Origin of the sequence: Aliiroseovarius sp. S253 (genome assembly GCF_049800855.1) — a bacterium.
GTDB lineage: Bacteria > Pseudomonadota > Alphaproteobacteria > Rhodobacterales > Rhodobacteraceae > Aliiroseovarius.
In genome coordinates this window covers 1,903,567-1,927,029 of sequence record NZ_JBNAFW010000001.1, presented here as the reverse complement: position 1 = coordinate 1,927,029, position 23,463 = coordinate 1,903,567, and the positions used below count along the sequence as shown (strand labels likewise).

Genomic DNA, 23,463 nt, shown 5'->3' with positions numbered 1-23,463 from the left:
AAGATCAGGAGGCCGACATGGCTTTGGACACACAAACCGGCATCGCCGAATACGATGCCCCGAAAAAAGATCTTTACGAGATTGGTGAAATGCCCCCGCTGGGTCACGTACCCGCTCAGATGTACTCTTGGGCGATCCGCCGCGACCGTCAGGGTGAACCCGATCAGGCCATGCAGGTCGAAGTCGTCGAGACCCCTAAACTGGACAGCCACGAAGTGCTGGTTCTGGTGATGGCCGCTGGCGTGAACTATAACGGCATCTGGGCCGGTCTTGGTGTACCCGTCAGCATGTTTGACGTTCACAAGCAGGACTATCACATCGCTGGGTCCGATGCCTCGGGCGTTGTTTGGGCCGTGGGCGACAAGGTCAAAGGCTGGAAAGTGGGCGACGAAGTCGTGATCCACTGTAACCAGGATGATGGCGACGATGAAGAATGTAACGGCGGTGACCCGATGTTCTCGCCTAGCCAGCGGATTTGGGGATATGAGACCCCCGATGGGTCGTTCGCTCAGTTCACCCGCGTTCAGGCACAGCAGCTGCTGCACCGTCCCAAGCACCTGACTTGGGAAGAAAGCGCCTGCTATACGCTGACGCTGGCCACCGCATACCGCATGCTGTTTGGTCACCACCCGCATGAACTGAAGCCCGGTCAGAACGTTCTGGTATGGGGCGCTTCGGGTGGTCTGGGATCCTATGCGATCCAGCTGATCAACGCGGCTGGCGGTAACGCCATTGGTGTGATCTCGGACGAAAGCAAACGTGATTTCGTTATGGGTCTGGGCGCCAAGGGCGTGATCAACCGTAAGGACTTCACCTGCTGGGGACAGCTGCCCACAGTGAACACGCCCGAATACGACGTATGGTTTAAAGAAGCCCGCCGCTTCGGCAAAGCCATCTGGGATATCACCGGCAAGGGCAACAACGTGGACATCGTGTTCGAACACCCCGGTGAATCGACCTTCCCGGTATCGAACCTGGTCTGCAAGAAGGGTGGCATGGTTGTAATCTGCGCAGGCACCACCGGCTTCAACTGTACCTTCGACGTACGCTACACTTGGATGCACCAGAAGCGTCTGCAGGGTTCGCACTTCGCGCACCTCAAGCAAGCGGCTTCGGCAAACAAGCTGATGATCGAGCGTCGCATCGACCCCTACATGTCGGAAGTGTTCCCGTGGGCTGAGATCCCGGACGCACACATGAAGATGTACCGCAACGAGCACAAGCCCGGCAACATGTCGGTGCTGGTGCAGTCCCCGAAGACCGGACTGCGGACCTTCGAAGACGCACTGGAAGCTGGCCCCAAGTAAGCCGAGAATTCCACCCGTAAAACGGCCCGCTGCCTTCCCAAAGGCGGCGGGCATTTTTTTTGAAATGCGAATCACTTGGCCGGTTTGCGCCAGTTTTTGGAAGTTTCCCCTACGGAAGGTGAATTAACTACCATTCTCTACCTCGCTATTTATGGGGAGTTCCATTCCGCGAGTTAGAAGTCATTAATATACATGCTAAAGTAGTCACTAGCGTCACCCAAAGGAGGTTTTGTCATGTCAGACAAATGGATTGTTGATGTAATTACCGACCTCATGGCCTATGCTGAGAATAACGGTCTGAGTGTGACAGCTGAATGGCTCGATGATGCACGGCTCATCGCTTTGACCGAGATTGCAGATATGTCTCGCGAGAAGAGGAAGATCGCGCACTCCTATGACAAACCGTCTCGAAGACCTTCTCTCTACCTTGCAAGCGGCGGCCACGCTTGAGGATCTACAGTCGGTCCTAGAAGAACTGCGGGATCACTATGCAGTCGAGCACATTGTTTATCATTGGGTGAATTCTGTGGGCGAGCGCTATGGCGCTGGCACCTATTCGGCTGAATGGGTGGATCGCTATCTCGAAAAAGAGTATCTGCGTCTAGACCCAGTAATTTTCGGCTGTTTTCAAAGGTTTACCCCGGTTTCATGGAAGGAGCTGGACTGGTCATCAAAGCCCGCGCGTGAAATGTGGCAGGATGCTTTGGACCACGGTCTAGGCAATCAAGGCTATACAATTCCCATTCGCGGACCGAACGGACAGTTCGCCCTGTTTACCTTGAACGCGTCGTTAAGCGACGAGGCTTGGGCAAAATTCATCGATGAAAATACCCGTGATTTGATGATTCTGGCGCATGAGTTCAACAAGAAAGCTCTGGAGTTCGAACAGTGGGGAGAGGAAAGCAGTGTGCCTGCATTGTCCCCACGAGAGCTGGCTTCGATGGGCTGCCTTGCACGTGGAATGAGCCGCGCACAAGCAGCGGCCGAGCTAAATATCTCGGAACATACGCTGCGCGTTTATATCGAAAGTGCACGTCACAAGTTGGGTGCTATGAATACAACCCATGCGGTTGCTAGGGCGCTTTCGACGGGTGTTATCATAATTTAAACACAGTTCTACCTCACGATGTATTTGCCATACGTTAACTAAGAGGCGAGCATTGTCCTGTTAATCACTCGGACAAAGGAGCTCCACTCATGCTGCGTTACCTCTATGGCAATGATCTTTCGAAATTCCCTCTGCTGGCTGAAACCATGTTTCAGGATCGCGCGGAACAGTTCTCGCGCCGTCTTGGCTGGGATGTGTCGGTCGACGATAACGGGTTCGAGCGCGACGAATACGACGATATGAACCCGCTCTACGTGATCTGGGAGCAGGCTGATGGCCGTCATGGCGGATCTATGCGCTTTCTACCTACGGTCGGGCAAACGATGGTGAATGACCACTTCAGCCATCTGACCGACGGCGTCCACATCGAAAGCCCACTGATCTGGGAATGCACTCGTTTCTGCCTGTCCCCAAGTGCAGATCGTCGTGCATCGGCGGCACTGGCGCTGGGCGCTGGTGAAATCATGGATACCTTCAAGCTGGAACACTTCGTTGGCGTCTTCGACCCGCGGATGGAACGGATCTATCGCCTGATGGGCCTTGAACCGGATGTCATCGGAATGGGCGGCGAAGGTCGCGATCGTATCGGCGTCGGCTTGTGGTCGATGGATGAAAGTGCGTTTGAACCCACCTTGAAGAAGGTCGGTGTCTCGCGTGAAGTCAGCCAAGGCTGGCTGCAGTATTCGCTGTCCACGGTCAATCGTACCCCAGCACCGCAGAAGCTGCCGCGCAGCGCCTGATCGAATGCTGATCAAATCCTGAGAAAAATCGGCGACCAGCGTCTTCGGGCGCTGGTGCTGCCCATGCCCGCGCGATAGGGTCGCGGCATGACCGAACGATCCCCTGTTACTTTCTCGGACGACCAAGCCGAAGCGCATGACCGTGTCTCGGAAATGCTGCGCCTGTCGGGCGTCAATCTGGATGATGCCCTGCTGACACCTGTCGCGGATGGCAAATCGCAGGTGATGGCTGTGATCGGCAAGGCCGGATCCGGTAAGACGCTGTTGTTGGCCGAACTCTATCGTGCGCTTGAGGACGCGGGTGTCGACGTGATTTCGGGCGATTGGGAAGGTAAGCGCCGCAAGGAACGCCGCACCCTTGCCATTTTGGCCCCGACCAACAAAGCGGCGAGCGTTTTGCGCAACCGCGGTGTGCCGGCGACAACGATCCACCGGATCCTCTACACACCCGTTTATGACCCGGAATACGAAAAGATCGCCGAGTGGCTGGCCGGAAACGGCGAGCGGCCCGAAATCGAAGGGCTGACAGACGAGGCGCTGGACCGTGCCTTTGCGTTCTATCAGACCCAGAAATCCATTCCCGGCGCTCTGGCTGCTGCTGGCCTTCGTGGGTCGGACTTCATTACCGGCTGGAAGCGGCGTGACGATCCGCTGGACATTGGCTTTGTCGACGAAAGCTCGATGCTGGACGAAAAGCAGTTCGAGGATCTGTGCGAGATTTTTCCGACGTTGGTCCTGTTTGGCGATCCGGCGCAGCTGGCCCCGGTCGGACAATCAGGAAAGATGATCTTTGACGATATCAAAGGTCCGCGAAAGCAGGTTTTGCATCGCATCCACCGTCAGGAAGAAGACAACCCAATTTTGGATCTGGCGCATGCTCTGGCCGACGATGCGCTGGATTTCGACAGCTTTGAACGGATGATCCATCAAGCTGCCGCGCGGGATGATCGTGTAGTTGTGTCACCACGGGCAAATGCCGACCTCATGGCACGTTCGCCGGTTCTGGTCTGGCGCAACAAGACACGAGTGCGGTTAATTCAAGCATTTCGATCTGCCTTTCACGCGCCCGAGACCGAGCTTCTGTCAGGTGAGCCCTTGATCTGCGACGGGATCGAGCTGCCGTTGAAGCACCGAAAGAAACGCATCGACCTTGAGGCGCGCGGCCTGATCAAAGGCGCACAATGTGTCTATCTGGGGCCTGGAAAACGGCCCGGGTTTTCACGTTTACATGTGTTGGGAGCAGAGGACCCCCAGGTCTCGGCGGCATCCATTGTGAAGATCGAGAAACCAGACGAAGAAGAGCCTTTCATCCCCTTCGCCGCCCGCATGGGGGCTGCATTCCTGCACGGGGCTGCTGTGACCATCCACAAGGCGCAGGGCTCGCAATGGCCCGAAGTGCAGGTGTTTGCCCCGGATATTGCCGCAGCGGCGTGGGCGGGGCGCAGCGAGGCCGGGTTGCCGCTGTGGAAGCGGTTGGCCTATGTGGCGATCACAAGGGCGGAAACGCGCCTGCATTGGGTGACGCGCTATGCGATGGCGCGTCCGCAGGCCGAGTTATCGACGGCGGATCTGCCCGCGAAACCCACCGCCCTGACACTCGAAGCACAAGGAGCATCCGATGCCTAGCATTCTGATCACCGGGGCCAGCGCCGGCATTGGTCGCGCCGTGGCCGAGCTGTTTCTGGCCGAAGGGTGGACGGTCGGTCTGCTGGCGCGCCGCAAAGAGGTGCTGGACGAGATCGCCGAAGGGCAGGGCAGGGCGCATGTGCTGGTTGCAGATGTCTCGGACCCTAAAGCCGTACGTGCTGCGTTTGACCAGTTCGCCACGAAAGCGGGCCGTCTGGACGTGCTATTCAACAATGCAGGGCTGTTCACACCTGCGGCTCCGATTGACGAGGTATCGGTCGAGGATTGGACCCGTGCCGTGTCGGTCAATCTTACCGGCATGTTCCTGTGTGCCCGTGCAGCCTTTGCGCAGATGCGGGCGCAATCCCCGCAAGGTGGACGGATCATCAATAACGGCTCGATCAGCGCCCATGTCCCGCGTGAGGGGGCCGTGACCTATACGGTGACCAAGCACGGGATCACCGGATTGACACGGCAGCTCAGCCTTGATGGGCGTCCCTTTGACATTGCCTGTGGTCAAATCGACATCGGTAATGCGCGTACGGACCTGTTGCAGGGCATCATCGACGTAGCAGTTGCGCAAGGCGACGTACCGCCCCCGTCCATGGATGTGGGAGAAGTCGCGCGGTCGGTCCTGCATATGGCGCAGCTGCCCGCCGAGGCGAATGTGCAGTTCATGACGGTGATGGCGACCAAGATGCCCTATATCGGCCGCGGCTGATACACGGGCTGTTGGTGGCTCACTTCGTGAGCCTGTAGGGGGCTTTGCCCCCGTGCGAAAGCCAAGGCTTTCACACGCCCCCAGGATATTTCTAGTAAGAAAATGAGGATCAGTTGCGCAGGATCATGCGGAAGGCGGCTGACGCGCCCCAGCCGGCGGCGATGGCGATAACCAGAGACAAAAGGCCGTATATCAGCGGTTGTTCATGGGCCAGATTGAAGATCCAGCGTTCCAGCCCGACTTTTTGGACGTTGATGATGGTCTCGTACTCGGACGTTACCTGACCACCCCGTGTCAGCAAAATGCGTGTGCGATAGTCGCCTTCAGTGAGGTTGGCAGGCAGGGCCACGCGGGTTTCGAACAGCGTGTCCTGTTCAAGCTTGACGGTTTTTTCCAATCGCTTGTAAAGGCCTGCTTTCTCGCGAATGCGGATCAGGGCTTCGGTGAATTCTCGTGGGTCAAGGTTGTTGAACGGGCTGTCAGAAATCTGGATCGAACGTTCGACTGAGATTAGGTGTCGAAAGTCGTCCAGTTTCGAGATGCTTTTGTCCAAAGTATCCGTGGTCGCGATGGCATAGAAGCTGGGTGCGGCAGCCAATTCCATGGCGTCGGTGTTCACCCAGATACCGAAACGTTTGTCTTTCTTGCGCACCGTAATAGGCGAGCTTGGACCTTCGACCACGACCACAACTTCGAGCGGGGGCGCTTTGGGCGAAGGGCTCTCACGTTTGACCGCGCCAAAGATCAGGATCTCTGAGCCGACAAAAGTGGCTGTGATCGACACGCGGTTCTGGCTAAGGCCCGCGACGATTTCTTCTGCCCGGGTGGGCAAGGCTGACAGCAGGAACAGCGCGAGTATGGGCAGGATCCGCAGCATTAGTGGCCTCCCGCCGCGCCAAGTTCAAACAGCTCGGCTGGTTGGATCAACAGGTCCAAACCTAGTTTGCCGCAGACTGCCAGCACCATGAAGGCCAACAGGACGCGCAATTGTTCGGCTTTGAGGCGCACACCGATCCGGGCACCAATCTGGGCACCGATAACACCGCCGACCAGAAGCAAGACCGCAAGGCCCATGTCCACGGTGAAGTTGGTCGTGGCGTGCAAAAGCGTGGTGAAGGCGGTCACAAAGATAATCTGGAACAGCGATGTCCCGACGACAACTTTCGTCGGCATACCAAGCAGATAGATCATCGCGGGGACCATGATGAAGCCGCCACCGACTCCCATGATGGCTGCAAGAATACCGACTAGGACACCGACCAAGATGGGTGGAATAACCGAGATATACAGCCCCGAGGTGCGGAACTTCATTTTGAAGGGCAGGTTATGAACCCACGTGTGCTTGCGTCGCTTGGGGACGCTGTGCCCTCCACGTGATTTCATCAACGCTCGTAGGCTTTCGACGAACATCAGCGAACCGATGATGCCCAGAAATAGCACGTAAGACAGTTTAACCAGAAGATCGACTTGGCCGATGGCTTTCAGCGCGTTGAAAAGCTGCACACCCAGTGCTGCGCCGATCAACCCCCCGACCAAGAGCACACAGCCCATTCGGAGATCCACCGTCTTTCGCTTTAGATGCGCCAGCACGCCCGAGAACGAGCTTGCGACGATCTGGTTCGCCTCGGTCGCAACGGCCACGGCGGGTGGGATGCCAATGAAAAACAGAAGCGGGGTCATCAAGAAACCGCCGCCCACGCCAAACATGCCGGAAAGAATGCCCACAATTCCACCAAGACCCAGCAGAAGGAACGCGTTCACGGACACTTCGGCAATCGGCAGGTAGATCTGCATGTGGAGGCAACTCTGATTTGTGGTCTTGGATGTTGGACCATTAATGGCGCAATTTGCGCCGTCTAGTCACGCGTTAAGTAGCGCCGAACCAGTTTTTCCAGCTTTTCTGCGCCAAGTGGTGCCATAGCCTTTGTATGCTCGTGGCTAATCGCCTCGTCTGACAGGCCTTGGGCCATGTTTGTCACCGTCGAAAAGCCCGCGACGCGCAAGCCAAGAAAGCGGGCCAGAATCACTTCAGGCACCGTCGACATGCCGACGGCATCTGCGCCTAGGATGCGGATTGCACGGATTTCGGCCGGCGTCTCGAAAGATGGGCCCGAGTACCACGCGTATGTTCCTTGCTGCAGCGGAACGTTTTCTTCAGCCGCTATGTGCTGAAAGTCCGTGATCATGTCTGGGTCGTATGCCCCACCCATAGGTACAAACCGCGCATCAGTTCTTTCGCCGATCAGAGGGTTCAGACCTGAGAAGTTGATGTGATCGGTGATCTGCATCAAATCGCCTGGCGGAATGTCCGGGCGCATCGACCCCGCGGCATTGGTAAGGATTAGACGATCGGCGCCAAGTTCGCACAGAACCTCAAGCGGTAGGCGCATCGCGTCGGAACGGCCGTTCTCGTAGTAGTGCTCACGCCCACCAAAGACCGCCACACGGGTAGTGCCCAGCGTGCCGATTGCAAGGTTCGGGTTGTGGCCCGAGACACCCGCATGGGGGAAGCCCTCAAGCTGGCCGTAAGGGATCGCAACGCCTTCCACCGCGTCTGCCAGATGGCCAAGGCCTGATCCAAGTACCAGCCCGACCTCGACGGGGGCGTCGCCGGCAACCGCGCGGATCTGATCCGCGAGCGCCTTAGCGTTCTTTGACATAGGGCTGACCCCCAGCTTTGGGTGCGACGGATTTGCCGACAAAGCCGGCAAGGATTACCACGGTCAGGATATAGGGCAGGGCCTGCATGAACTGAACGGGGATCACGATGCCACCAAGGTCAATGTTCTGGTAGCGGTTTGCGATCGCTTCAAGCAGACCAAAAAGGAACGTGGCCCCCAGCGCGGGTACCGGCTTCCACTTGGCAAAGATCAACGCAGCCAGCGCGATATAGCCACGGCCAGCGGACATTTCCTTGATGAAACCTGCGCCAAGGCCTGTGGCCAGATAGACGCCCGAAAGACCGCAAAGCGTGCCTGCAATGGCCATCGAGGCATAGCGCAGCTTGATCACGGACACCCCGGCGGTATCCACGGCGGCTGGGTTCTCACCCACCGCACGCAGGCGCAGGCCAAAGCGGGTGCGGAACAAGATGAACCACGACAAAGGCACCATCAGTAGGGCAACATAGACAAGGATCGTGTGGCCCGAGATGAATTCGGAATAGACCTGCTGGATCGGGTTGGCTTGATCGATCAACACGCGTAGGGGCACGCCTGCGGCCTCGGCATCGGACTTGCCAAGGGCAAAGGGCAGTTCGATGGGAGGGAAGCGGCCTTTGCCCATCAGGGGCGGCGTGCGTCCACCTTGGCTGAACCATGCTTGGGCGGCCAACACGGTAAGGCCGGACGCCAGAAAGTTCAGCGCCACGCCGGAAATCAGCTGATTGCCGCGGAAAGTGATCGAGGCCACGCCGTGCACAGCTGAAAAGCTGATTGACGCGAAGACACCGCAAAGAAGGCCCATCCAGACCGATCCGGTGACGGACGCAATGGCGGCAGCCATGAAGGCCGAGACCAGTATCTTGCCTTCAAGCCCGATGTCAAAGATGCCGGCGCGTTCGGAAAAGAGACCAGCCAGGCATGCGAATAGCAGGGGCGTTGCAAGACGCAGGGCCGAGTCGGCAATCTGGACGATCGTCAGGAAATCCATATTAGGCGTCCTTTCGCTTGGCGGCGGCAATGAACATGCGTTCAACCGGCATGCGCACCATGTTGTCCAACGCACCGGTGAACAGGATCACCAAGCCCTGAATAACGATGATCAACTCGCGCGGAATTTTCGACCACAGCGACAGTTCGCTGCCACCCTGATAGAGGAAACCGAATAGCAACGCGGCCAGAAGCACGCCGAACGGATGGTTTCGACCCATAAGCGCCACTGCGATGCCGATAAAGCCTGCGCCTTCAACCGCGTTCAGGATCAGACGTTCGTGTTGACCCATCGTGGCGTTGATCGCCATCAGACCCGAAATCGCGCCGGACAACATCATCGCGACAATGATGATCTTGGTCGGCGAAATGCCGGCATAAACCGATGCGGTCGGGCTTTCCCCAAAGGCGCGGATTTCATAGCCAAGACGCGAGCGGTTCATCAGCAGATAGACCACGACACACATGGCCAGCGCGATGAACAGCGACACGTTGGCGGGGGCCGATTTGGAAAAGCTGATGCCCAGAGGGGCCAGAAGCTCGTGCAAGGTTGGCAGGTTCGTCACTTCGGGGAAGCTGGCCGACGCACTTTCCTGTGCGCCTTTCAACTTCAAGGGTTTGATCAGCAGATAGCCCATCAGCGCAGTGGCGATGAAGTTGAACATGATCGTGGTGATCACGACGTGGCTACCTCGTTTAGCCTGCAAATAGGCCGGGATAAATGCCCAGCCTGCGCCGAACAAGCCGCCCGCGATCATCGCGAAGACCAATGCGATGGTCCAGTGTGGCATCAGGGCGGTCGGGATGAACAAACACGCCAGCCCCACACCCAATCCACCGATAATCGCCTGACCTTCGCCACCGATGTTAAACATCGCGGCCTTGAAGGCGATGGACACGGCCAGCCCCGTGAAGATGAAGTTGGTTGTGTAATAAAGCGTATATCCCCAGCCATAGGTGGACCCGAATGCACCATCAATCATGGTCATCAGCGCCTTGAACGGGTTTTCTCCGATGGCAAAAATTACCAACCCGGACAGGACGAACGCGATCAACAGGTTCAGGAAGGGGATCAGGGCGACGTCCGCCCATTTCGGCATCTTGTCCATCAGCTGTCTCCGTTTCCTGTCACACCGGCCATCAGAAGGCCAAGCTCTCGTTCATCGGTTTGATCGGGCAGGCGTTCGCCCATGATATGGCCGTCAAACATGACCGCGATCCGGTCTGATAGCGACAGGATCTCTTCCAGCTCGACCGAGACCAATAGCACCGCTTTGCCCTGATCACGCAATCCGATGATCTGCCTGTGAATGAACTCGATTGCCCCAATGTCCACACCGCGGGTGGGCTGGCCGACCAGCAAAAGATCGGGATTGCGTTCGATTTCACGCGCCACAACAATCTTCTGTTGGTTGCCGCCGGAAAAGCTTTTCGCATTCAGTTGGGGAAGTGGAGGTCGCACGTCGAACCGGTCCATCTTGTCCTGCGCAACTTCGACCATCTTGGCATTGTCCATCAGAAGCTTGTTCTTCTGATACTCGGGATCGTGATGATACCCGAAAACAATGTTCTGCCAGGCAGGGAAGTTCATGATCAGCCCGTGCTCTTGACGGTCTTCAGGCACATGCGCGATACCGCGTTCGCGGCGCGACCGGCCATCCGAATATTTTCCCGTTAAATCAATGGTATCCCCGTTGATACGGATTTCTCCGGTGGCCGAAGCATAGCCGCCCAAAACCTCAAGAAGCTGGGTCTGCCCATTGCCGGATACGCCAGCAATTCCCAAGATTTCGCCTGCGCGAACATTCAAATTGATGCCCTTCAGGCGCTCAACCCCATGCTCATCGACCATGTGCAGGTTCTCGACCTCGAGGACCTTCTCGCCGGGTTGAGCTGGTACTTTGTCGATGCGTAGCAGCACTTTACGGCCAACCATCAACTCGGCCAGCTCTTCGGGGTTGGTGTCTTTGGTCTTGACGGTGGCCGTCATCTGCCCGCGACGCATCACGGATACTGTGTCGGTGATCTCCATGATCTCGCGTAGCTTGTGGGTAATCAAGACGATGGTTTTGCCTTGATCGCGCAACCCATTCAGAATGCGGAACAGGTGATCGGCTTCGGCAGGGGTCAGAACACCAGTGGGTTCGTCCAAAATCAGAATATCGGCTTCGCGATACAGCGCCTTGAGGATCTCGACACGTTGCTGTGTTCCCACGCCCAGATTTTCAATCAGGGCTTCGGGGTCAACGTGGAGCTCATACTCCTCCGCGAGTGCTTTCAACGATTTGCGTGCCTTGGCAAGCGACGGGCGCAGCATCGGGCCGTCTTCGACCCCAAGGATCACGTTCTCAAGTACCGAGAAGTTTTCGACCAGTTTGAAGTGCTGGAACACCATCCCGATGCCCGCGCGGATCGCGGCCTGACTGTCGGGAATCTGGGTTTCTTTGCCGTGGATGAAGATCTGCCCCTCATCCGCTTTGTAGAACCCATAAAGAATGGACATCAGCGTGGATTTACCCGCACCGTTTTCGCCGATGATGCCGTGGATCGTTCCCGGCTTCACGGAAATCGAGATGTCCTTGTTCGCCTGCACTGGCCCAAAGGCCTTCGAGATGCCGCGAAGTTCGATGGCAGGAGCAACAGTCGCCTGTTGCTCCCCGTTTTGTGACGCAGTCATGGCTGGATCAGAAGTCCAGAACCGGGCAGCTGTCGTCAGACATGTAGTCATGCACGACCAGTTCGCCCGAGATGATCTTGGCTGCAGCGGCGTCCACGGCAGCTTTCATCTCGTCCGAGACAAGTGCTGCGTTGTGTTCGTCCAGCGCATAACCAACGCCTTCAGCAGCCAGGTTCATGACCTGTACGCCCGGCTTGATGTCAGCGCCCATGGTCATGGCTTCGTAAACGGCCACGTCCACACGCTTCAGCATCGAGGTTAGGACTTTGCCCGGCTGCAGGTGGTTCTGGTTCGAATCCACGCCGATCGAGAGGATGCCTTCGTCGGCAGCAGTTTGCAGAACGCCCAGACCGGTGCCGCCAGCGGCAGCATACACGATGTCAGCGCCTTGGCTGATTTGCGCTTTGGTCAGTTCGCCGCCTTTAACCGGGTCGTTCCAAGCCGACGGAGTGGTGCCGGTCATGTTGGCGATGACGGTGGCGTCAGGGTTCACGGCCAGAACGCCCTCGGCATAGCCACAGGCGAACTTACGGATCAGCGGAATGTCCATGCCGCCGATGAAGCCCACGGTGCCCGATTCCGAGGCAGTCGCAGCCATCATGCCGACCAGATACGAGCCTTCATGCTCGGAAAATGCGACGTTCAGAACGTTCGGCGCGTCCGACCAGCCATCGATGGTGACGAAGGTGGTGTCCGGGTAATCAGGTGCCACTTCCGAAATCGGGGTCGACATAGCGAAACCCATGGTGATCACAGGGTTGGCGCCGGTTTCAGCAAAGCGGCGCAGAGCCTGTTCACGCTGAGCTTCCGACTGCAGTTCGACCTCTAGATACGAACCGCCGGTTTCCTTGGCCCATTTCTCGGCGCCATTAAAGCCAGCTTCGTTGAAGGATTTGTCAAATTTACCGCCCAAGTCGAAAATGATTGCGGGCTCAGCCAGCGCGGCACCTGCGGTCAGGGCCAACGACGCGGCGGCGCCTAGAAAGCTTTTCATCAGGGTCATTTCAATTCTCCCGGTTGTTGTTGTGGGGCCGCACAGACCGCATGTCCGCCGATTCCCCAAAAGTCTGCGAGCAGATCGCTGCCAAGGATCATCCGGGATTTTCATCAGAGGGCAAGAGGAGATGCCGATATTTGTTCGCCGCAGCGCCGCAAAACTTGGGGAAAATCAGAAGCTTCACCTTAGGTAAGGTGCTTTTCCATCAGAATTGCATCGCAGGTCGAGCCGTCGGATCGTGTGTAATAGGCGGGCCTTTGGCCACAGATTGACCAGTCCGCGCGTCGGTAAAGCACCAAGGCGGCAGTGTTGTCTTTGGCGACTTCAAGGAAGGCACGGGCGGCGCCCCGTTCGGCGGCGGTGCGTTCGAAATCCTGTAATAGCTTCACGCCAATCCCACGTCCCTGTGCCATCGGAGCAACCGCGATGGTTAGCAGCTCGGCCTCGTCGACAACGACGCGCCCCATGACGAAGCCGTCGGGGCAGGAGACCGTGAAAACGTGGGGGGATGCCTGAAGCTGAGCGATCTCATCCGTGCTCCAGCCGCGCGACGTCTTGAATGCCGCAACGTGGATGGCCGAGAGGGAACTTGAAGTGGCGTCAGACATGGCAGATCAGGGCAGGATAACTGGCGCGGGATCACGTGGAGGCGCGGCGTCTGCGGAGCGGATGTAAAGCGGCGCGGGCCGGTCTTCGGTCGCGCCTGCAAGCAAGCGCTCTGCCGCGATCCGGGCAATGGCTGGGGCAGGGCTTGCGGCGACCTCGGGGCCGATGCGATCTCCGGTCAGGTCAGCCGCTTCATCACCTGTGATCAGGTTTGGCGCTGTGGTCCCATCGTCGGCGAACTGTTGCGCATAGAAATGATCCCGCCGCGCGTCGATCAGGGACCAGACAGGACGGGGGGCATTCAGCGCCTGCGCTTCAAGCGATGATACACCGATTGCGGGCACCCCCAAAGACAAGGACAATCCACGAGCAGCCGAGACCGAAATGCGGATGCCGGTGAAGTTCCCCGGGCCAACGCACACGCCGATGGCTGTTAGGTCAGACCACGCCAGGTTGGCGTCGGCCAAAACCTCTTCCAACAACGGAAACAGCCGTTCGGCTTGTCCCTTCGCCATGTCCTCGTGCCTTTCAGCGACAATCCTGTCCCCGCACAGCAAAGCGGCCGCGCAATGCGCGGCCGATGTGTCAAATGCCAAGATCATCGGATCAGGCTGCAACAGGGCGTACCTCGATCACCTCAGGGATATAATGCTTCAGCAGGTTCTCGATCCCCATTTTCAAGGTCAGGGTCGAAGACGGGCAGCCCGCGCAGGCCCCCTGCATGTGCAGGTAAACGATGCCGCGATCAAAGCCGTGAAAGGTGATGTCGCCACCATCTTGCGCCACTGCTGGGCGGACGCGAGTGTCCAGAAGCTCTTTGATCTGCTCAACAATCTCGCCATCTTCGCCGGTGTGTTCAGCATGACCCGAGGCAACGGCTTCGCCTGCCATGACGGGCTGGCCCGACTGGAAATGCTCCATAATCGCGCCAAGAATGGCGGGTTTGATGTGATCCCAATCGACCGCTTCGTCCTTGGTGACAGTGACGAAATCAGCGCCAAAGAACACGCCTGTCACGCCGTTCACTTTGAATACGCGCGTCGCCAGCGGCGACCCTTCGGCGGTGTCGGCAGATGGGAAGTCAGCAGTTCCGGCCCCCAGCACGTCCTGCCCAGGCAGGAATTTCAGCGTTGCGGGGTTCGGAGTGGATTCGGTCTGAATAAACATGAGCGCACCTTTTTTGTCAGGTTTGATATGGGCCTCGGACCACTGACTGTCAAGCCGCTAGACCCCGATTGAAGCGCCTGACAGACTAGATGATCTTTGGCTGGAGCTCGGACAGATCATAGCGCGTTATGGCCCAAAAATCTTCGGCTTCGGGACCGATCTTGGCCAGAACGTGCTCCAGATCACGATGGTTTGAGTGACTCCAGAGGGCAATGGCGAAGGCTTCGATGCAATCATCCGTGGCGATGTTGTGGTGCTGACGATGGGCCTGAACCTCTTTCGTCATACCTGCCCGCGTTCCAAATGGTCGCGGCGCTTCGGTCACATCCCATTGGTGCACTAGAATGGCACGCAGGATCGAGGGCAGGACACCCCCGAAAGCAATCACTTGTTCGGGTGTTAGTCGCGCGCGAAAGCAGCGTAAGACACCCTCGATTGCAGTGTAGGTCATATTGTCTGACAGTAGGGCCGAGCCCATCTCGTCTTTCGTGCGCGCCAAGATCGATGCGAATTCTTTTTGCGCGTGGCGATATGTCCAAGGCATTGGCATTGGGTGTGGGGCCTAGGTGATCGCTTCAAGACGATCCTTGGTCATTGTCCCGGGCACGATGGTGATCGGGATCGGCAATTCGGCCGAGGCGCGCGTCATCTGTGTAACCAGCGGACCGGGGCCTTTCTTGCCTTCACCAGCCCCAAGAACCAGCACGCCCACATCTGGATTTTCGCGCACATGGGCCAAGATTTCCGGTACAGCCTCGCCCTCGCGGATGACCAGTTCTGGTTCCACATCCTGCCGGTCACGCATCCATTTCGCGAAGACTTCGTAATGTACGGTTATTCGTTCGCGCTCTTCCTCGCGCATCAGCTCTCCCACGCCAATCCAGTGGTTAAACTCATCCGGTGGAATGATCGACAGAACCGTCACGCCACCGCCCGTATGGGCCGCACGCATGGCGGCGAACCGCATCGCGTTCAGGCATTCGCGGCTGTCATCCAGAATTACGAGAAACTTGCGCATAGATGTCCTCCGAAACGCGATCACTCTGCCCGAGCCATTGAGGAGTGTCTATCGTTTTTCTGTGCCTGTCTGGCTTAGCTTTCGCCAGAGAGCGCCCAGTCCCAGTAAAGCTCGCGCACGCGCTGGGTCACCGGGCCGACGTTGTACTGCGTGTCGTCAAATGCGCTGACCGGCGTGACTTTGGACATGTTACCGGACGCAAAAACCTCGTCCGCGTTGTGGAAATCTTCATAGCTCAGAACGGCTTCGTGTACGGTGTACCCATCAGCGCGCAGGTTCTTGATGTGGCGCGCGCGGGTAATCCCAGCCAGAAAACAGCCATTGGCGATGGGGGTGAAGATTTCTCCATCACGGACCATAAAGATGTTTGCAGTCGCAGTTTCCGCGACATTGCCAAGCGCGTCCAAAGCCAACGCGTTGTCAAACCCTTTGGAATGAGCCTCCAAGAGCATCCGGGCGTTATTTGGATAGAGACACCCCGCCTTGGCGTTCACGATTGCACTGTCCAAAGTGGGGCGGCGGAAACGCGTGGTGGTCAGTCGGGACGAAGCTTGCGCAGGGGCCATCGGGATCTGCTCAAGCGAGATGGCAAAGCCGGTGCTGTTTTCCTTCGGCGCCACACCCATGTGACCTCCGTCCACGGCCCAATACATAGGGCGGATGTAGACGGCGGCGTCTTTTGGAAACTGAGCCAACCCTTCCTTCACAATCTCGACCATTTGTTCGGACGTAACCGTCGGGGTGATCATCAGCGCTTCAGCCGACCGATTGGTTCGCGCGCAATGGGCGTCCAGATCGGGATGGACCCCTTCAAAGAAACGCGCGCCGTCGAACACGTTTGTGCCTAGCCACGATCCATGATCCGCCGCTTTCATCACCGCTAGGTCTTCATTGTACCATGTCCCGTTGAAATAGGTGCGGATGTTAGTGCCGATTGCCATGGTGTCCTCCCGAAAATCTTGCGAAGGCTAACAGCGATCGCAGATCGTTCCAAGAGCAACAAAAACGAAAACGCTCTGACGGCTTGGGGACACCGTCAGAGCGCTAAGTGCGTGCGATAGGACCAGACGGGCACGCGGTGTGCATTCGATCCTTACCGGGCGGGCATCCGGAAATGCGGAATCGGGCACAGGCTTAGTCTGGCGTGTGGATGCGAAGCTTTTGTGACAGGTTCAGCGGATGCCGATTTCTGCCAAGGCCGAGGCCAATTCAGCGGGCAGGGGGTCTTTGTCGGACGGGTCATCCGCTTTCAAATCGCGCGGGGCATCTTCTGCCGACAGATAGCGCCAGCCCTGAAACGCCCGGCGTGGTTGGTTTTCCGTGAGCACGACCTGATGGTCCAGCACCAGTCCGCAGCGGCGGATGCCATCCTGACCGATGACCTCGTCCAGTCGCAAAATGCGCTGGCGGGCCAAGATCAGCCCCTTGAACACCCAATAGAGCGACCCGCCGGCAATCAGCTCGGCCTCGCGCTTGGGCCACATGCGGGTGATGTGACGTGGGTTGGGTAATCCGGTTTGTCCCATGCGCATATTCTGCCACGCGGTCAGATCTTCGACCTTCTCGGCGCCAACGCATAATTTTACCAGATTTACGTGCTTTGCCATCTTCCCCATCAACATGTAGTGTTCTAGAACTCCAATCCTACGCGCCCTGTTTGGGATTCGCAATCGATGCAAGTGCCGGTTGCAACGTTCGGAAATGGTGGCGCGACCATTGACCAAAATGGGCCGCTCGCGTATTGTCGAAAGCCCTCCAAGCCGAACAGGAACCAATCGTATGAGCCGCTTTGCCGCCCCCATCGCTGAACAAATCTGGGATATGAAATATCGCTTGAAACAGGCCGATGGGACGCCGCAGGATCAGTCGGTTGAAGACACTTGGCGCCGGATCGCGCGTGCATTGTCCGCGTCCGAACCCGCGCAGGAAGAGCGATTCTATGACGCGCTGAAGGATTTCAAGTATCTGCCTGCAGGTCGCATCACCGCAGGTGCCGGCACGGGCCGTGCCGTGACCCTGTTCAACTGCTTTGTTATGGGTACGATCCCCGACAGCATGGCCGGCATTTTCGACATGTTGAAAGAGGCCGCGCTGACCATGCAGCAGGGTGGCGGTATTGGCTATGACTTCTCGACCATTCGCCCGCGTGGGGCAGATGTGATGGGCGTGGCAGCGGATGCGTCCGGCCCGCTGAGCTTCATGGATGTGTGGGACGCGATGTGCCGCACGATCATGTCGGCAGGCTCGCGTCGTGGGGCGATGATGGCCACCATGCGCTGCGACCACCCCGATATTCAGGACTTCATTACCGCCAAATCCGACGCCGCCCGTCTGCGCATGTTCAACATGTCGGTTCTGGTCACCGATGATTTCATGGAGGCCGTGAAGTCGGATGGCAGCTGGGATCTGAAGTTCAACGGCACGATCTATCACACGGTTGAAGCCCGTGATCTTTGGAACAAGATCATGAAGGCCACGTATGATTATGCCGAGCCGGGCGTGATCTTCATCGATCGCATCAACCAGATGAACAACCTGAACTATTGCGAGACGATCGCCGCCACCAACCCCTGTGGCGAACAGCCCCTGCCGCCTTATGGCGCCTGTCTGCTGGGCTCGATCAACCTTGCGAAAATGGTCAAGGATCCGTTCGAAGAGACCGCCGAACTGGACGGCGACGCGCTGTCCGAGCTGGTCGCCACTGCCGTACGCATGATGGACAATGTGGTCGACGAAAGCCGCTTCCCGCTGGAGGCTCAGGCGCAGGAAGCCCAAGCCAAGCGCCGCATCGGCCTTGGTGTAACCGGTCTGGCGGATGCGCTTTTGATGCTGGGCCTGCGCTATGGCTCGGATGAGGCTGCGGCCCAGACCGAAGCGTGGATGAAGCAGATCGCGCGCGCGTCCTATCTGGCGTCGGTCGAGCTGGCCAAGGAAAAGGGCCCGTTCCCGCTGTTTGATGCGGACAAGTATCTGGCTTCGGGCTCGCTGCAACACATGGATGACGACGTGCGCGACGCGATCCGTAAGCACGGCATTCGCAACGCGCTTCTGACTTCGATCGCGCCGACCGGGACGATCAGCCTTTATGCGGGCAACGTGTCTTCGGGGATCGAGCCGGTCTTCGCCTATGCCTATACCCGCAAAGTGCTGCAGCCCGATGGCTCGCGCACCGAGGAAGAGGTCGTGGACTATGCCGTTCAGCTGTGGCGCGACAAGTTTGGCGACAAGGAACTGCCGGACTATTTCGTCAACGCGCAGACGCTGGCCCCGATGGATCACGTGAAGATGCAGGCGGCGGCCCAGAAATGGATCGATAGCTCGATTTCCAAGACCATCAACTGCCCGGAAGACATCAGCTTTGATGACTTCAAGGACGTCTACATGGAAGCGTGGGAATCCGGCTGTAAGGGCTGCACCACCTATCGTCCGAACGATGTGACCGGATCGGTTCTGTCGGTGTCCGAGGAAAGCGAAAAAGCGCCCGAGGCCGATAGCGGCGCGGACGTAGTTTACATCTCGGAACCGCTGGATCGCCCCCAATCCTTGGAAGGCCATACCTATAAGGTCAAATGGCCCGATAGCGAACACGCGATCTATATCACTGTGAATGACCTGATCATCAACGGACACCGCCGCCCGTTCGAGGTGTTCATCAACTCGAAAAACATGGAGCACTTCGCGTGGACCGTGGCGCTGACCCGCATGATCTCGGCCGTGTTCCGCCGTGGTGGTGACGTCAGCTTCGTCGTGGAAGAATTGAAAGCCGTGTTCGACCCGCGCGGTGGGGCGTGGATGGATGGGAAATATATTCCTTCGATTCTGGCGGCCATCGGATCGGTGATCGAGCGTCACATGATCGCGACCGGGTTCTTGGAAGGCGAAGGTATGGGGCTGAAGTCAGACCCACAGGCTGCCGTCGTGAACCTTGGCGAAGCACCGCGTGGCAAAGCCTGCCCCAGCTGTGGTCAATTTGACATGCGCATGATCGAAGGCTGCATGACCTGCGGATCCTGCGGTCATTCCAAATGTGGGTGATCTGGTTGTTGACTAACCAGATGTGAAATCCAGCCACTGCTTGTGATTTTACCACTACAAAATGCCACCGCTCCATTTGGACGGTGGCATTTTCTTTTCATGTATCCCTCGTTTGATTGTATGCGTGACGCGCACTGCAGCAATTATGGTACGCAGCAAGATGATCCAGCAGAATTGCGGCTCGAACTTCGCGAAAACCGATTTACAGTGAATGCCGACGCCGTTCACGTTGGAAACTCGGATGATCAGCACCTCTATTTTGAACCTGTCTCCTTATGCGCTTGTTTTGGCGGGCATCGTCATATTCGCCGCGTCCTTCGCACGCGGCTATTCTGGATTTGGGTTCTCGGCCATACTGATGGTCGGATTGCTGCCCATCTTTCCTGCAGCCCAACTTGTCCCGCTATCCATCGCGCTTGAGATTTTGGCGTCCTGCAGTCAGGCGCCACGCATCCTGCCACAAATAAACCGACGATTTCTGGCTGTTCTGTTGGCAGCCAGTCTGATCGGCGCGCCTGCGGGTGTATTCTTGCTGTCGTATTTTTCCGAACACGACCTTCGTCTGTTCGTCTACTGCATCGTTTTTGCGTCGACCGCTTCAATGCTTTTGTTCTCGTGGCGTCCCTTTTCGGTCACCATTCCGGGGCTGTTCTTGGCAGGGCTGGTGGCCGGAGTGGTCAACGGCGCAACCGCGCTAAGTGGGATGGTGCTGGCATTGTTCTTCACCTCGACGACGATCGCTTCGCACACCATGCGTGCGACCATGATCGCCTATCTGTTCTTCACCGATATTCTCACTGGGGGACTGTTGTTGGCTGCTGACCATTACGACATGCTGACGCTTTGGCGGATCCTGGTGGCCATCCCGATTATGCTGCTTGGGATCTGGCTGGGGTCTCGGCACTTCTTCTCGACCCCTGCTGAATCTTTCAAGACACGTGTCATGTGGTTGTTGCTGTTCTTCTGCGTTGCCGGGGCAGGGCGGTTGGTCTTGGGATGATGTCCGGCGTTGCAGATTAAACCTCAGCAGGCTCGTCCCCGGCCAACCCTTCGCGCTTGGCAAGAATGGTCTTCGCAATCTCCGGTACAGCGATCAACGGAATGGCGAATAGGGCGATCATCTGCCAGTGTTCCCATCCCAGCGGTGCCGTACGTAGCAAAGTCTGCAACGGAGGCCAGTACACGGCGGCAAGCTGTGCTCCGATCATGGCGACCAATGCCAGCATCAAGAGCGGGTTAGAAAACCAGCCCAGCTGCCAGCACGGGCGTGAGAAAGATCTGAAGGCAAAGACACTCACCTTTTCGAACAGGACCATGCCGCTGAATGCCACGGTGCGTGCGATTGTCTCGCCCTCATGCAGGAAGGTGTGAAACAGATAAAGACTTGCGGTGCCGGTATAGGCGCCGAAGGCCAGAATGATCCACATTGCTGTGCGGTTCAAAATTCCCGATTTTGGATCCCGCGGGGGCTTTTTCATCTGCTCGGGCGATCCCGGCTCAAGTCCCAGCATCAATGCCGTGACACTATCGGTGACAAGGTTCATCCATAGGATCTGGGTCGGCAGAAAGATCAATGGGCCACCCAAAGCGAGGTTCACAAGGATCGCCACCACCTCGCCTGCATTGGACGACAAAAGATACCGCACGAACCGCTGGATATTGGCGAATTGCCTGCGCCCTTCGCGGATGGCGCGTTCCAAAGTGGCGAAGTTGTCATCCAGCAGCACCAGATCGGCGGCGTCTTTGGCCACATCTGTGCCACGCGTGCCCATGGCCACGCCGATATCCGCTTTTTTCAGCGCTGGCGCGTCGTTCACGCCATCCCCTGTCATGGCGACGATGTGCCCCTCGATTTGTAGGGTGCGGATCAAACGCATCTTGTGCTCGGGAGAGGTTCTGGCAAACAGAACGGGCTCTTTCAGAAGCTGTACCAGAGCATCTTCATCTAGGCCTTCAAGCTCTGCCCCAGTGACGGTCCGTTCGACCGGCATGTTCAGCTTGTTTGCGATGGCGCGAGCAGTTAGCGGGCCATCGCCCGTTATCATGATCACCCGGATGCCGGCCGATGCACAGGCGCGGATCGCTGCCCGGACCTCTGGGCGCGGCGGATCGACCATGCCAACAAGTCCAATGAATTCGAGCGCTTCTTCGGTGACCTCCGACGATGAGACTCCGCGCCGCGCCAAAGCGATGACCCGCAATCCTTGCTCTGCGTAGGTGGCGTAAGCCGTTTCTATGGAAGCGCGATCCGCGTCGGTCAACGGAACCGTCCCATCTGGCCCACGCCAGTGCGTGCACACATCCAGTACCTGTTCTGGTGCCCCTTTGACCAGTTGAGTCAGGTGTTCGCCAAGCCACCGAACCGTGCTCATTCGTTTGCGTTCCGACGAGAAGGGTTTTTCGGACACGGCCTCTCCTACCGGCATCTCGGTCCAGCCCTTATAGGCAAAGGTCACCAGCGCCCCTTCGGTGGGGTCTCCGATCAACTTCCACTGCGCCCCTTCCCGCCGAAGCTTGGCATGGGTGCAGCCCACCATCACGTCCAGCGCGGCATCCAGATCGGGATCCGTGCCATAGCGAATGGGCTGACCGTCCGACAGAATTCGGCCTGCGGGATCATAGCCTGTTCCGGCCGCCTCGTATTGACGGCCAGCGATCCAAAGCCGCTCGGTCGTCATCATGTTTTCGGTCAGGGTTCCGGTCTTGTCGGTACAGATCACGGTGGCCGCGCCGAGGGTCTCCATCGCTTGCAAGCGCCGGGCCAGCGCATTCTGGCGCACCATCGCGGCCGCCCCAAGCGCAAGACTGATCGTCACGACAGCCGGCAGGCCTTCTGGAACAATGGCCACGGCCATGGAAAGCCCGGTCATGACCATGTCTATCGTGTCACGCCCCGCAACGATCCCAACCAGCGCAACGGCTGCTCCAATTCCCAGCGCAGCTAAACCCAACTGCCCACCCAGCTTCCCCAATCGTTTCGACAAGTTGGTTTCTTTCTCGCCGACTGAGCCCGTCAGGGTGGCGATCTTGCCGAATGCAGTGTTTACCCCCGTCGCGTCGACAAGCGCCTCGGCTCGACCGGAAACCACATGGGTGCCCATCATGACGTGATTGGCGGCGTCTGCGGGTTGAAGGGATTTGGCAACCGGCGCGGACTCGCCCGTTAAAACACTTTCGTCGACTCGCAGTTCCATGGCCGAGGTCAGGACCCCGTCAGCGGGCACTTGGTCGCCGGCCTCCAATAGGATCAAGTCGCCCGGAACAATCTCGCGACGGTCAATCTCGATCAGTTCCTCGTCCCGGATCACGCGCGCCATCGGGGCCAGCATATTGCGCAAAGCAGCCAAAGCCGTCTCGGCGCGCCATTCCTGCACAAAGCCAAGCACACCGTTCAAAATGACAACCATCCCAATCGCAATGGCGTCGATATGCTCGCCCAAAGCCAGCGCGACCAGTGCCGCTGCGATCAACAGCAACACCAACAGCCCTGTGAACTGACGCAAGAAGATGTGCCATACCGGCGTTGATTTGGCCGCAGCCAGAGCATTCGGGCCGTGCTCTTCCAGCCGTTTGGCTGCTTCGGCAACGGTCAGGCCGCTAAATCGATCCGGAGATTTTTTCGAACGCATGATTGGTTGTCCGCCTTTCTCTCATCCAAATCCAGTTTGAGCATGCCAGCTTTTGAGGCCTTGAGGCAGGTCAAACCAGCCTGTTTAAGCGGTTCATCCCAAAACCCGCCAACCGCTATTGTTCACGTGCCTTGATTTGAATCATTGCCCACCATTGCCCTGTGCGACCAGACTTTAAGCAA

The 23,463-nt window shown here is 57.9% G+C and carries 23 protein-coding genes; 8 read left to right on the top strand and 15 right to left on the bottom strand.

What is annotated here, in order from left to right; genetic code table 11:
* Positions 1 to 17: 17 nt before the first annotated feature.
* The 6 genes from ccrA to ACP15F_RS09410 all read left to right on the top strand — a co-directional run bounded on the left by ccrA (position 18) and on the right by ACP15F_RS09410 (position 5,502).
* Positions 18 to 1,307: a crotonyl-CoA carboxylase/reductase gene (gene ccrA / locus ACP15F_RS09435; protein WP_424940552.1), complete on the top strand. Its 1,290-nt coding sequence runs from the start codon at positions 18 to 20 to the stop codon at positions 1,305 to 1,307.
* A 234-nt stretch (positions 1,308 to 1,541) separates the two neighbouring features.
* Positions 1,542 to 1,757: a hypothetical protein gene (locus tag ACP15F_RS09430; RefSeq protein WP_424940551.1), complete on the top strand. Its 216-nt coding sequence runs from the start codon at positions 1,542 to 1,544 to the stop codon at positions 1,755 to 1,757.
* Complete coding sequence (locus tag ACP15F_RS09425) at positions 1,702 to 2,415, top strand: helix-turn-helix transcriptional regulator (protein ID WP_424940550.1); 714 nt, start codon at positions 1,702 to 1,704, stop codon at positions 2,413 to 2,415. Before ACP15F_RS09430 ends, ACP15F_RS09425 begins: the two co-directional genes overlap by 56 nt.
* 89 nt (positions 2,416 to 2,504) lie before the next feature.
* A complete protein-coding gene (locus ACP15F_RS09420; protein WP_424940549.1) occupies positions 2,505 to 3,155 on the top strand; it encodes an acyl-homoserine-lactone synthase in 651 nt (216 codons plus the stop codon).
* A gap of 87 nt (positions 3,156 to 3,242) precedes the next feature.
* On the top strand, positions 3,243 to 4,781 hold the full coding sequence (locus ACP15F_RS09415) for an ATP-dependent DNA helicase (RefSeq protein WP_424940548.1): 1,539 nt from the start codon (positions 3,243 to 3,245) through the stop codon (positions 4,779 to 4,781).
* On the top strand, positions 4,774 to 5,502 hold the full coding sequence (locus ACP15F_RS09410) for an SDR family oxidoreductase (RefSeq protein WP_424940547.1): 729 nt from the start codon (positions 4,774 to 4,776) through the stop codon (positions 5,500 to 5,502). The genes ACP15F_RS09415 and ACP15F_RS09410 overlap by 8 nt, the downstream gene beginning before the upstream one ends.
* A 109-nt stretch (positions 5,503 to 5,611) precedes the next feature.
* Here the strand turns inward: ACP15F_RS09410 and ACP15F_RS09405 are convergent, their stop codons facing one another.
* The 14 genes from ACP15F_RS09405 to ACP15F_RS09340 form a co-directional block, all read right to left on the bottom strand.
* Complete coding sequence (locus ACP15F_RS09405; RefSeq protein WP_424940546.1) at positions 5,612 to 6,379, bottom strand: TIGR02186 family protein; 768 nt, start codon at positions 6,377 to 6,379, stop codon at positions 5,612 to 5,614.
* The gene (locus ACP15F_RS09400) at positions 6,379 to 7,296 is read right to left on the bottom strand and encodes a sulfite exporter TauE/SafE family protein (protein WP_424940545.1); all 918 of its coding nucleotides are present in this window, start codon (positions 7,294 to 7,296) and stop codon (positions 6,379 to 6,381) included. The genes ACP15F_RS09405 and ACP15F_RS09400 overlap by 1 nt, the downstream gene beginning before the upstream one ends.
* Before the next feature lie 62 nt (positions 7,297 to 7,358).
* Positions 7,359 to 8,162: a purine-nucleoside phosphorylase gene (locus ACP15F_RS09395; protein ID WP_424940544.1), complete on the bottom strand. Its 804-nt coding sequence runs from the start codon at positions 8,160 to 8,162 to the stop codon at positions 7,359 to 7,361.
* The gene (locus ACP15F_RS09390; protein WP_424940543.1) at positions 8,146 to 9,153 is read right to left on the bottom strand and encodes an ABC transporter permease; all 1,008 of its coding nucleotides are present in this window, start codon (positions 9,151 to 9,153) and stop codon (positions 8,146 to 8,148) included. The genes ACP15F_RS09395 and ACP15F_RS09390 overlap by 17 nt, the downstream gene beginning before the upstream one ends.
* A 1-nt stretch (position 9,154) precedes the next feature.
* The gene (locus ACP15F_RS09385) at positions 9,155 to 10,261 is read right to left on the bottom strand and encodes an ABC transporter permease (RefSeq protein ID WP_424940542.1); all 1,107 of its coding nucleotides are present in this window, start codon (positions 10,259 to 10,261) and stop codon (positions 9,155 to 9,157) included.
* Positions 10,261 to 11,829, bottom strand: a complete 1,569-nt coding sequence (locus ACP15F_RS09380) for an ABC transporter ATP-binding protein (RefSeq protein ID WP_424940541.1) — start codon at positions 11,827 to 11,829, stop codon at positions 10,261 to 10,263. The genes ACP15F_RS09385 and ACP15F_RS09380 overlap by 1 nt, the downstream gene beginning before the upstream one ends.
* Before the next feature lie 7 nt (positions 11,830 to 11,836).
* Positions 11,837 to 12,832, bottom strand: coding sequence for a BMP family lipoprotein (locus ACP15F_RS09375; protein WP_424940540.1), 996 nt, complete (start codon positions 12,830 to 12,832; stop codon positions 11,837 to 11,839).
* A 179-nt stretch (positions 12,833 to 13,011) separates the two neighbouring features.
* Positions 13,012 to 13,434, bottom strand: coding sequence for a GNAT family N-acetyltransferase (locus ACP15F_RS09370; protein WP_424940539.1), 423 nt, complete (start codon positions 13,432 to 13,434; stop codon positions 13,012 to 13,014).
* 6 nt (positions 13,435 to 13,440) lie between these two features.
* Positions 13,441 to 14,049, bottom strand: coding sequence for a tRNA (adenosine(37)-N6)-threonylcarbamoyltransferase complex dimerization subunit type 1 TsaB (tsaB, locus tag ACP15F_RS09365; protein ID WP_424940538.1), 609 nt, complete (start codon positions 14,047 to 14,049; stop codon positions 13,441 to 13,443).
* Positions 14,039 to 14,599, bottom strand: a complete 561-nt coding sequence (locus ACP15F_RS09360; RefSeq protein ID WP_424940537.1) for a NifU family protein — start codon at positions 14,597 to 14,599, stop codon at positions 14,039 to 14,041. Before ACP15F_RS09360 ends, tsaB begins: the two co-directional genes overlap by 11 nt.
* A gap of 85 nt (positions 14,600 to 14,684) precedes the next feature.
* Positions 14,685 to 15,149: a DUF2267 domain-containing protein gene (locus ACP15F_RS09355; protein WP_424940536.1), complete on the bottom strand. Its 465-nt coding sequence runs from the start codon at positions 15,147 to 15,149 to the stop codon at positions 14,685 to 14,687.
* 12 nt (positions 15,150 to 15,161) lie between these two features.
* The gene (locus ACP15F_RS09350) at positions 15,162 to 15,617 is read right to left on the bottom strand and encodes a universal stress protein (protein WP_424940535.1); all 456 of its coding nucleotides are present in this window, start codon (positions 15,615 to 15,617) and stop codon (positions 15,162 to 15,164) included.
* Positions 15,618 to 15,691: 74 nt separating this feature from the next.
* Positions 15,692 to 16,558, bottom strand: a complete 867-nt coding sequence (locus tag ACP15F_RS09345) for a branched-chain amino acid aminotransferase (RefSeq protein ID WP_424940534.1) — start codon at positions 16,556 to 16,558, stop codon at positions 15,692 to 15,694.
* Positions 16,559 to 16,789: 231 nt separating this feature from the next.
* Complete coding sequence (locus ACP15F_RS09340; protein WP_424940533.1) at positions 16,790 to 17,224, bottom strand: DUF1489 family protein; 435 nt, start codon at positions 17,222 to 17,224, stop codon at positions 16,790 to 16,792.
* A 172-nt stretch (positions 17,225 to 17,396) separates the two neighbouring features.
* On the opposite strand from ACP15F_RS09340, the gene ACP15F_RS09335 reads away from it, so the two are divergent.
* A complete protein-coding gene (locus ACP15F_RS09335) occupies positions 17,397 to 19,652 on the top strand; it encodes an adenosylcobalamin-dependent ribonucleoside-diphosphate reductase (RefSeq protein ID WP_424940532.1) in 2,256 nt (751 codons plus the stop codon).
* 241 nt (positions 19,653 to 19,893) lie between these two features.
* Positions 19,894 to 20,652, top strand: a complete 759-nt coding sequence (locus ACP15F_RS09330; protein WP_424940531.1) for a sulfite exporter TauE/SafE family protein — start codon at positions 19,894 to 19,896, stop codon at positions 20,650 to 20,652.
* A 16-nt stretch (positions 20,653 to 20,668) separates the two neighbouring features.
* On the opposite strand, the gene ACP15F_RS09325 is transcribed toward ACP15F_RS09330, so the two are convergent.
* The gene (locus tag ACP15F_RS09325) at positions 20,669 to 23,281 is read right to left on the bottom strand and encodes a cation-translocating P-type ATPase (RefSeq protein WP_424940530.1); all 2,613 of its coding nucleotides are present in this window, start codon (positions 23,279 to 23,281) and stop codon (positions 20,669 to 20,671) included.
* Between the last annotated feature and the right edge of the window lie 182 nt (positions 23,282 to 23,463).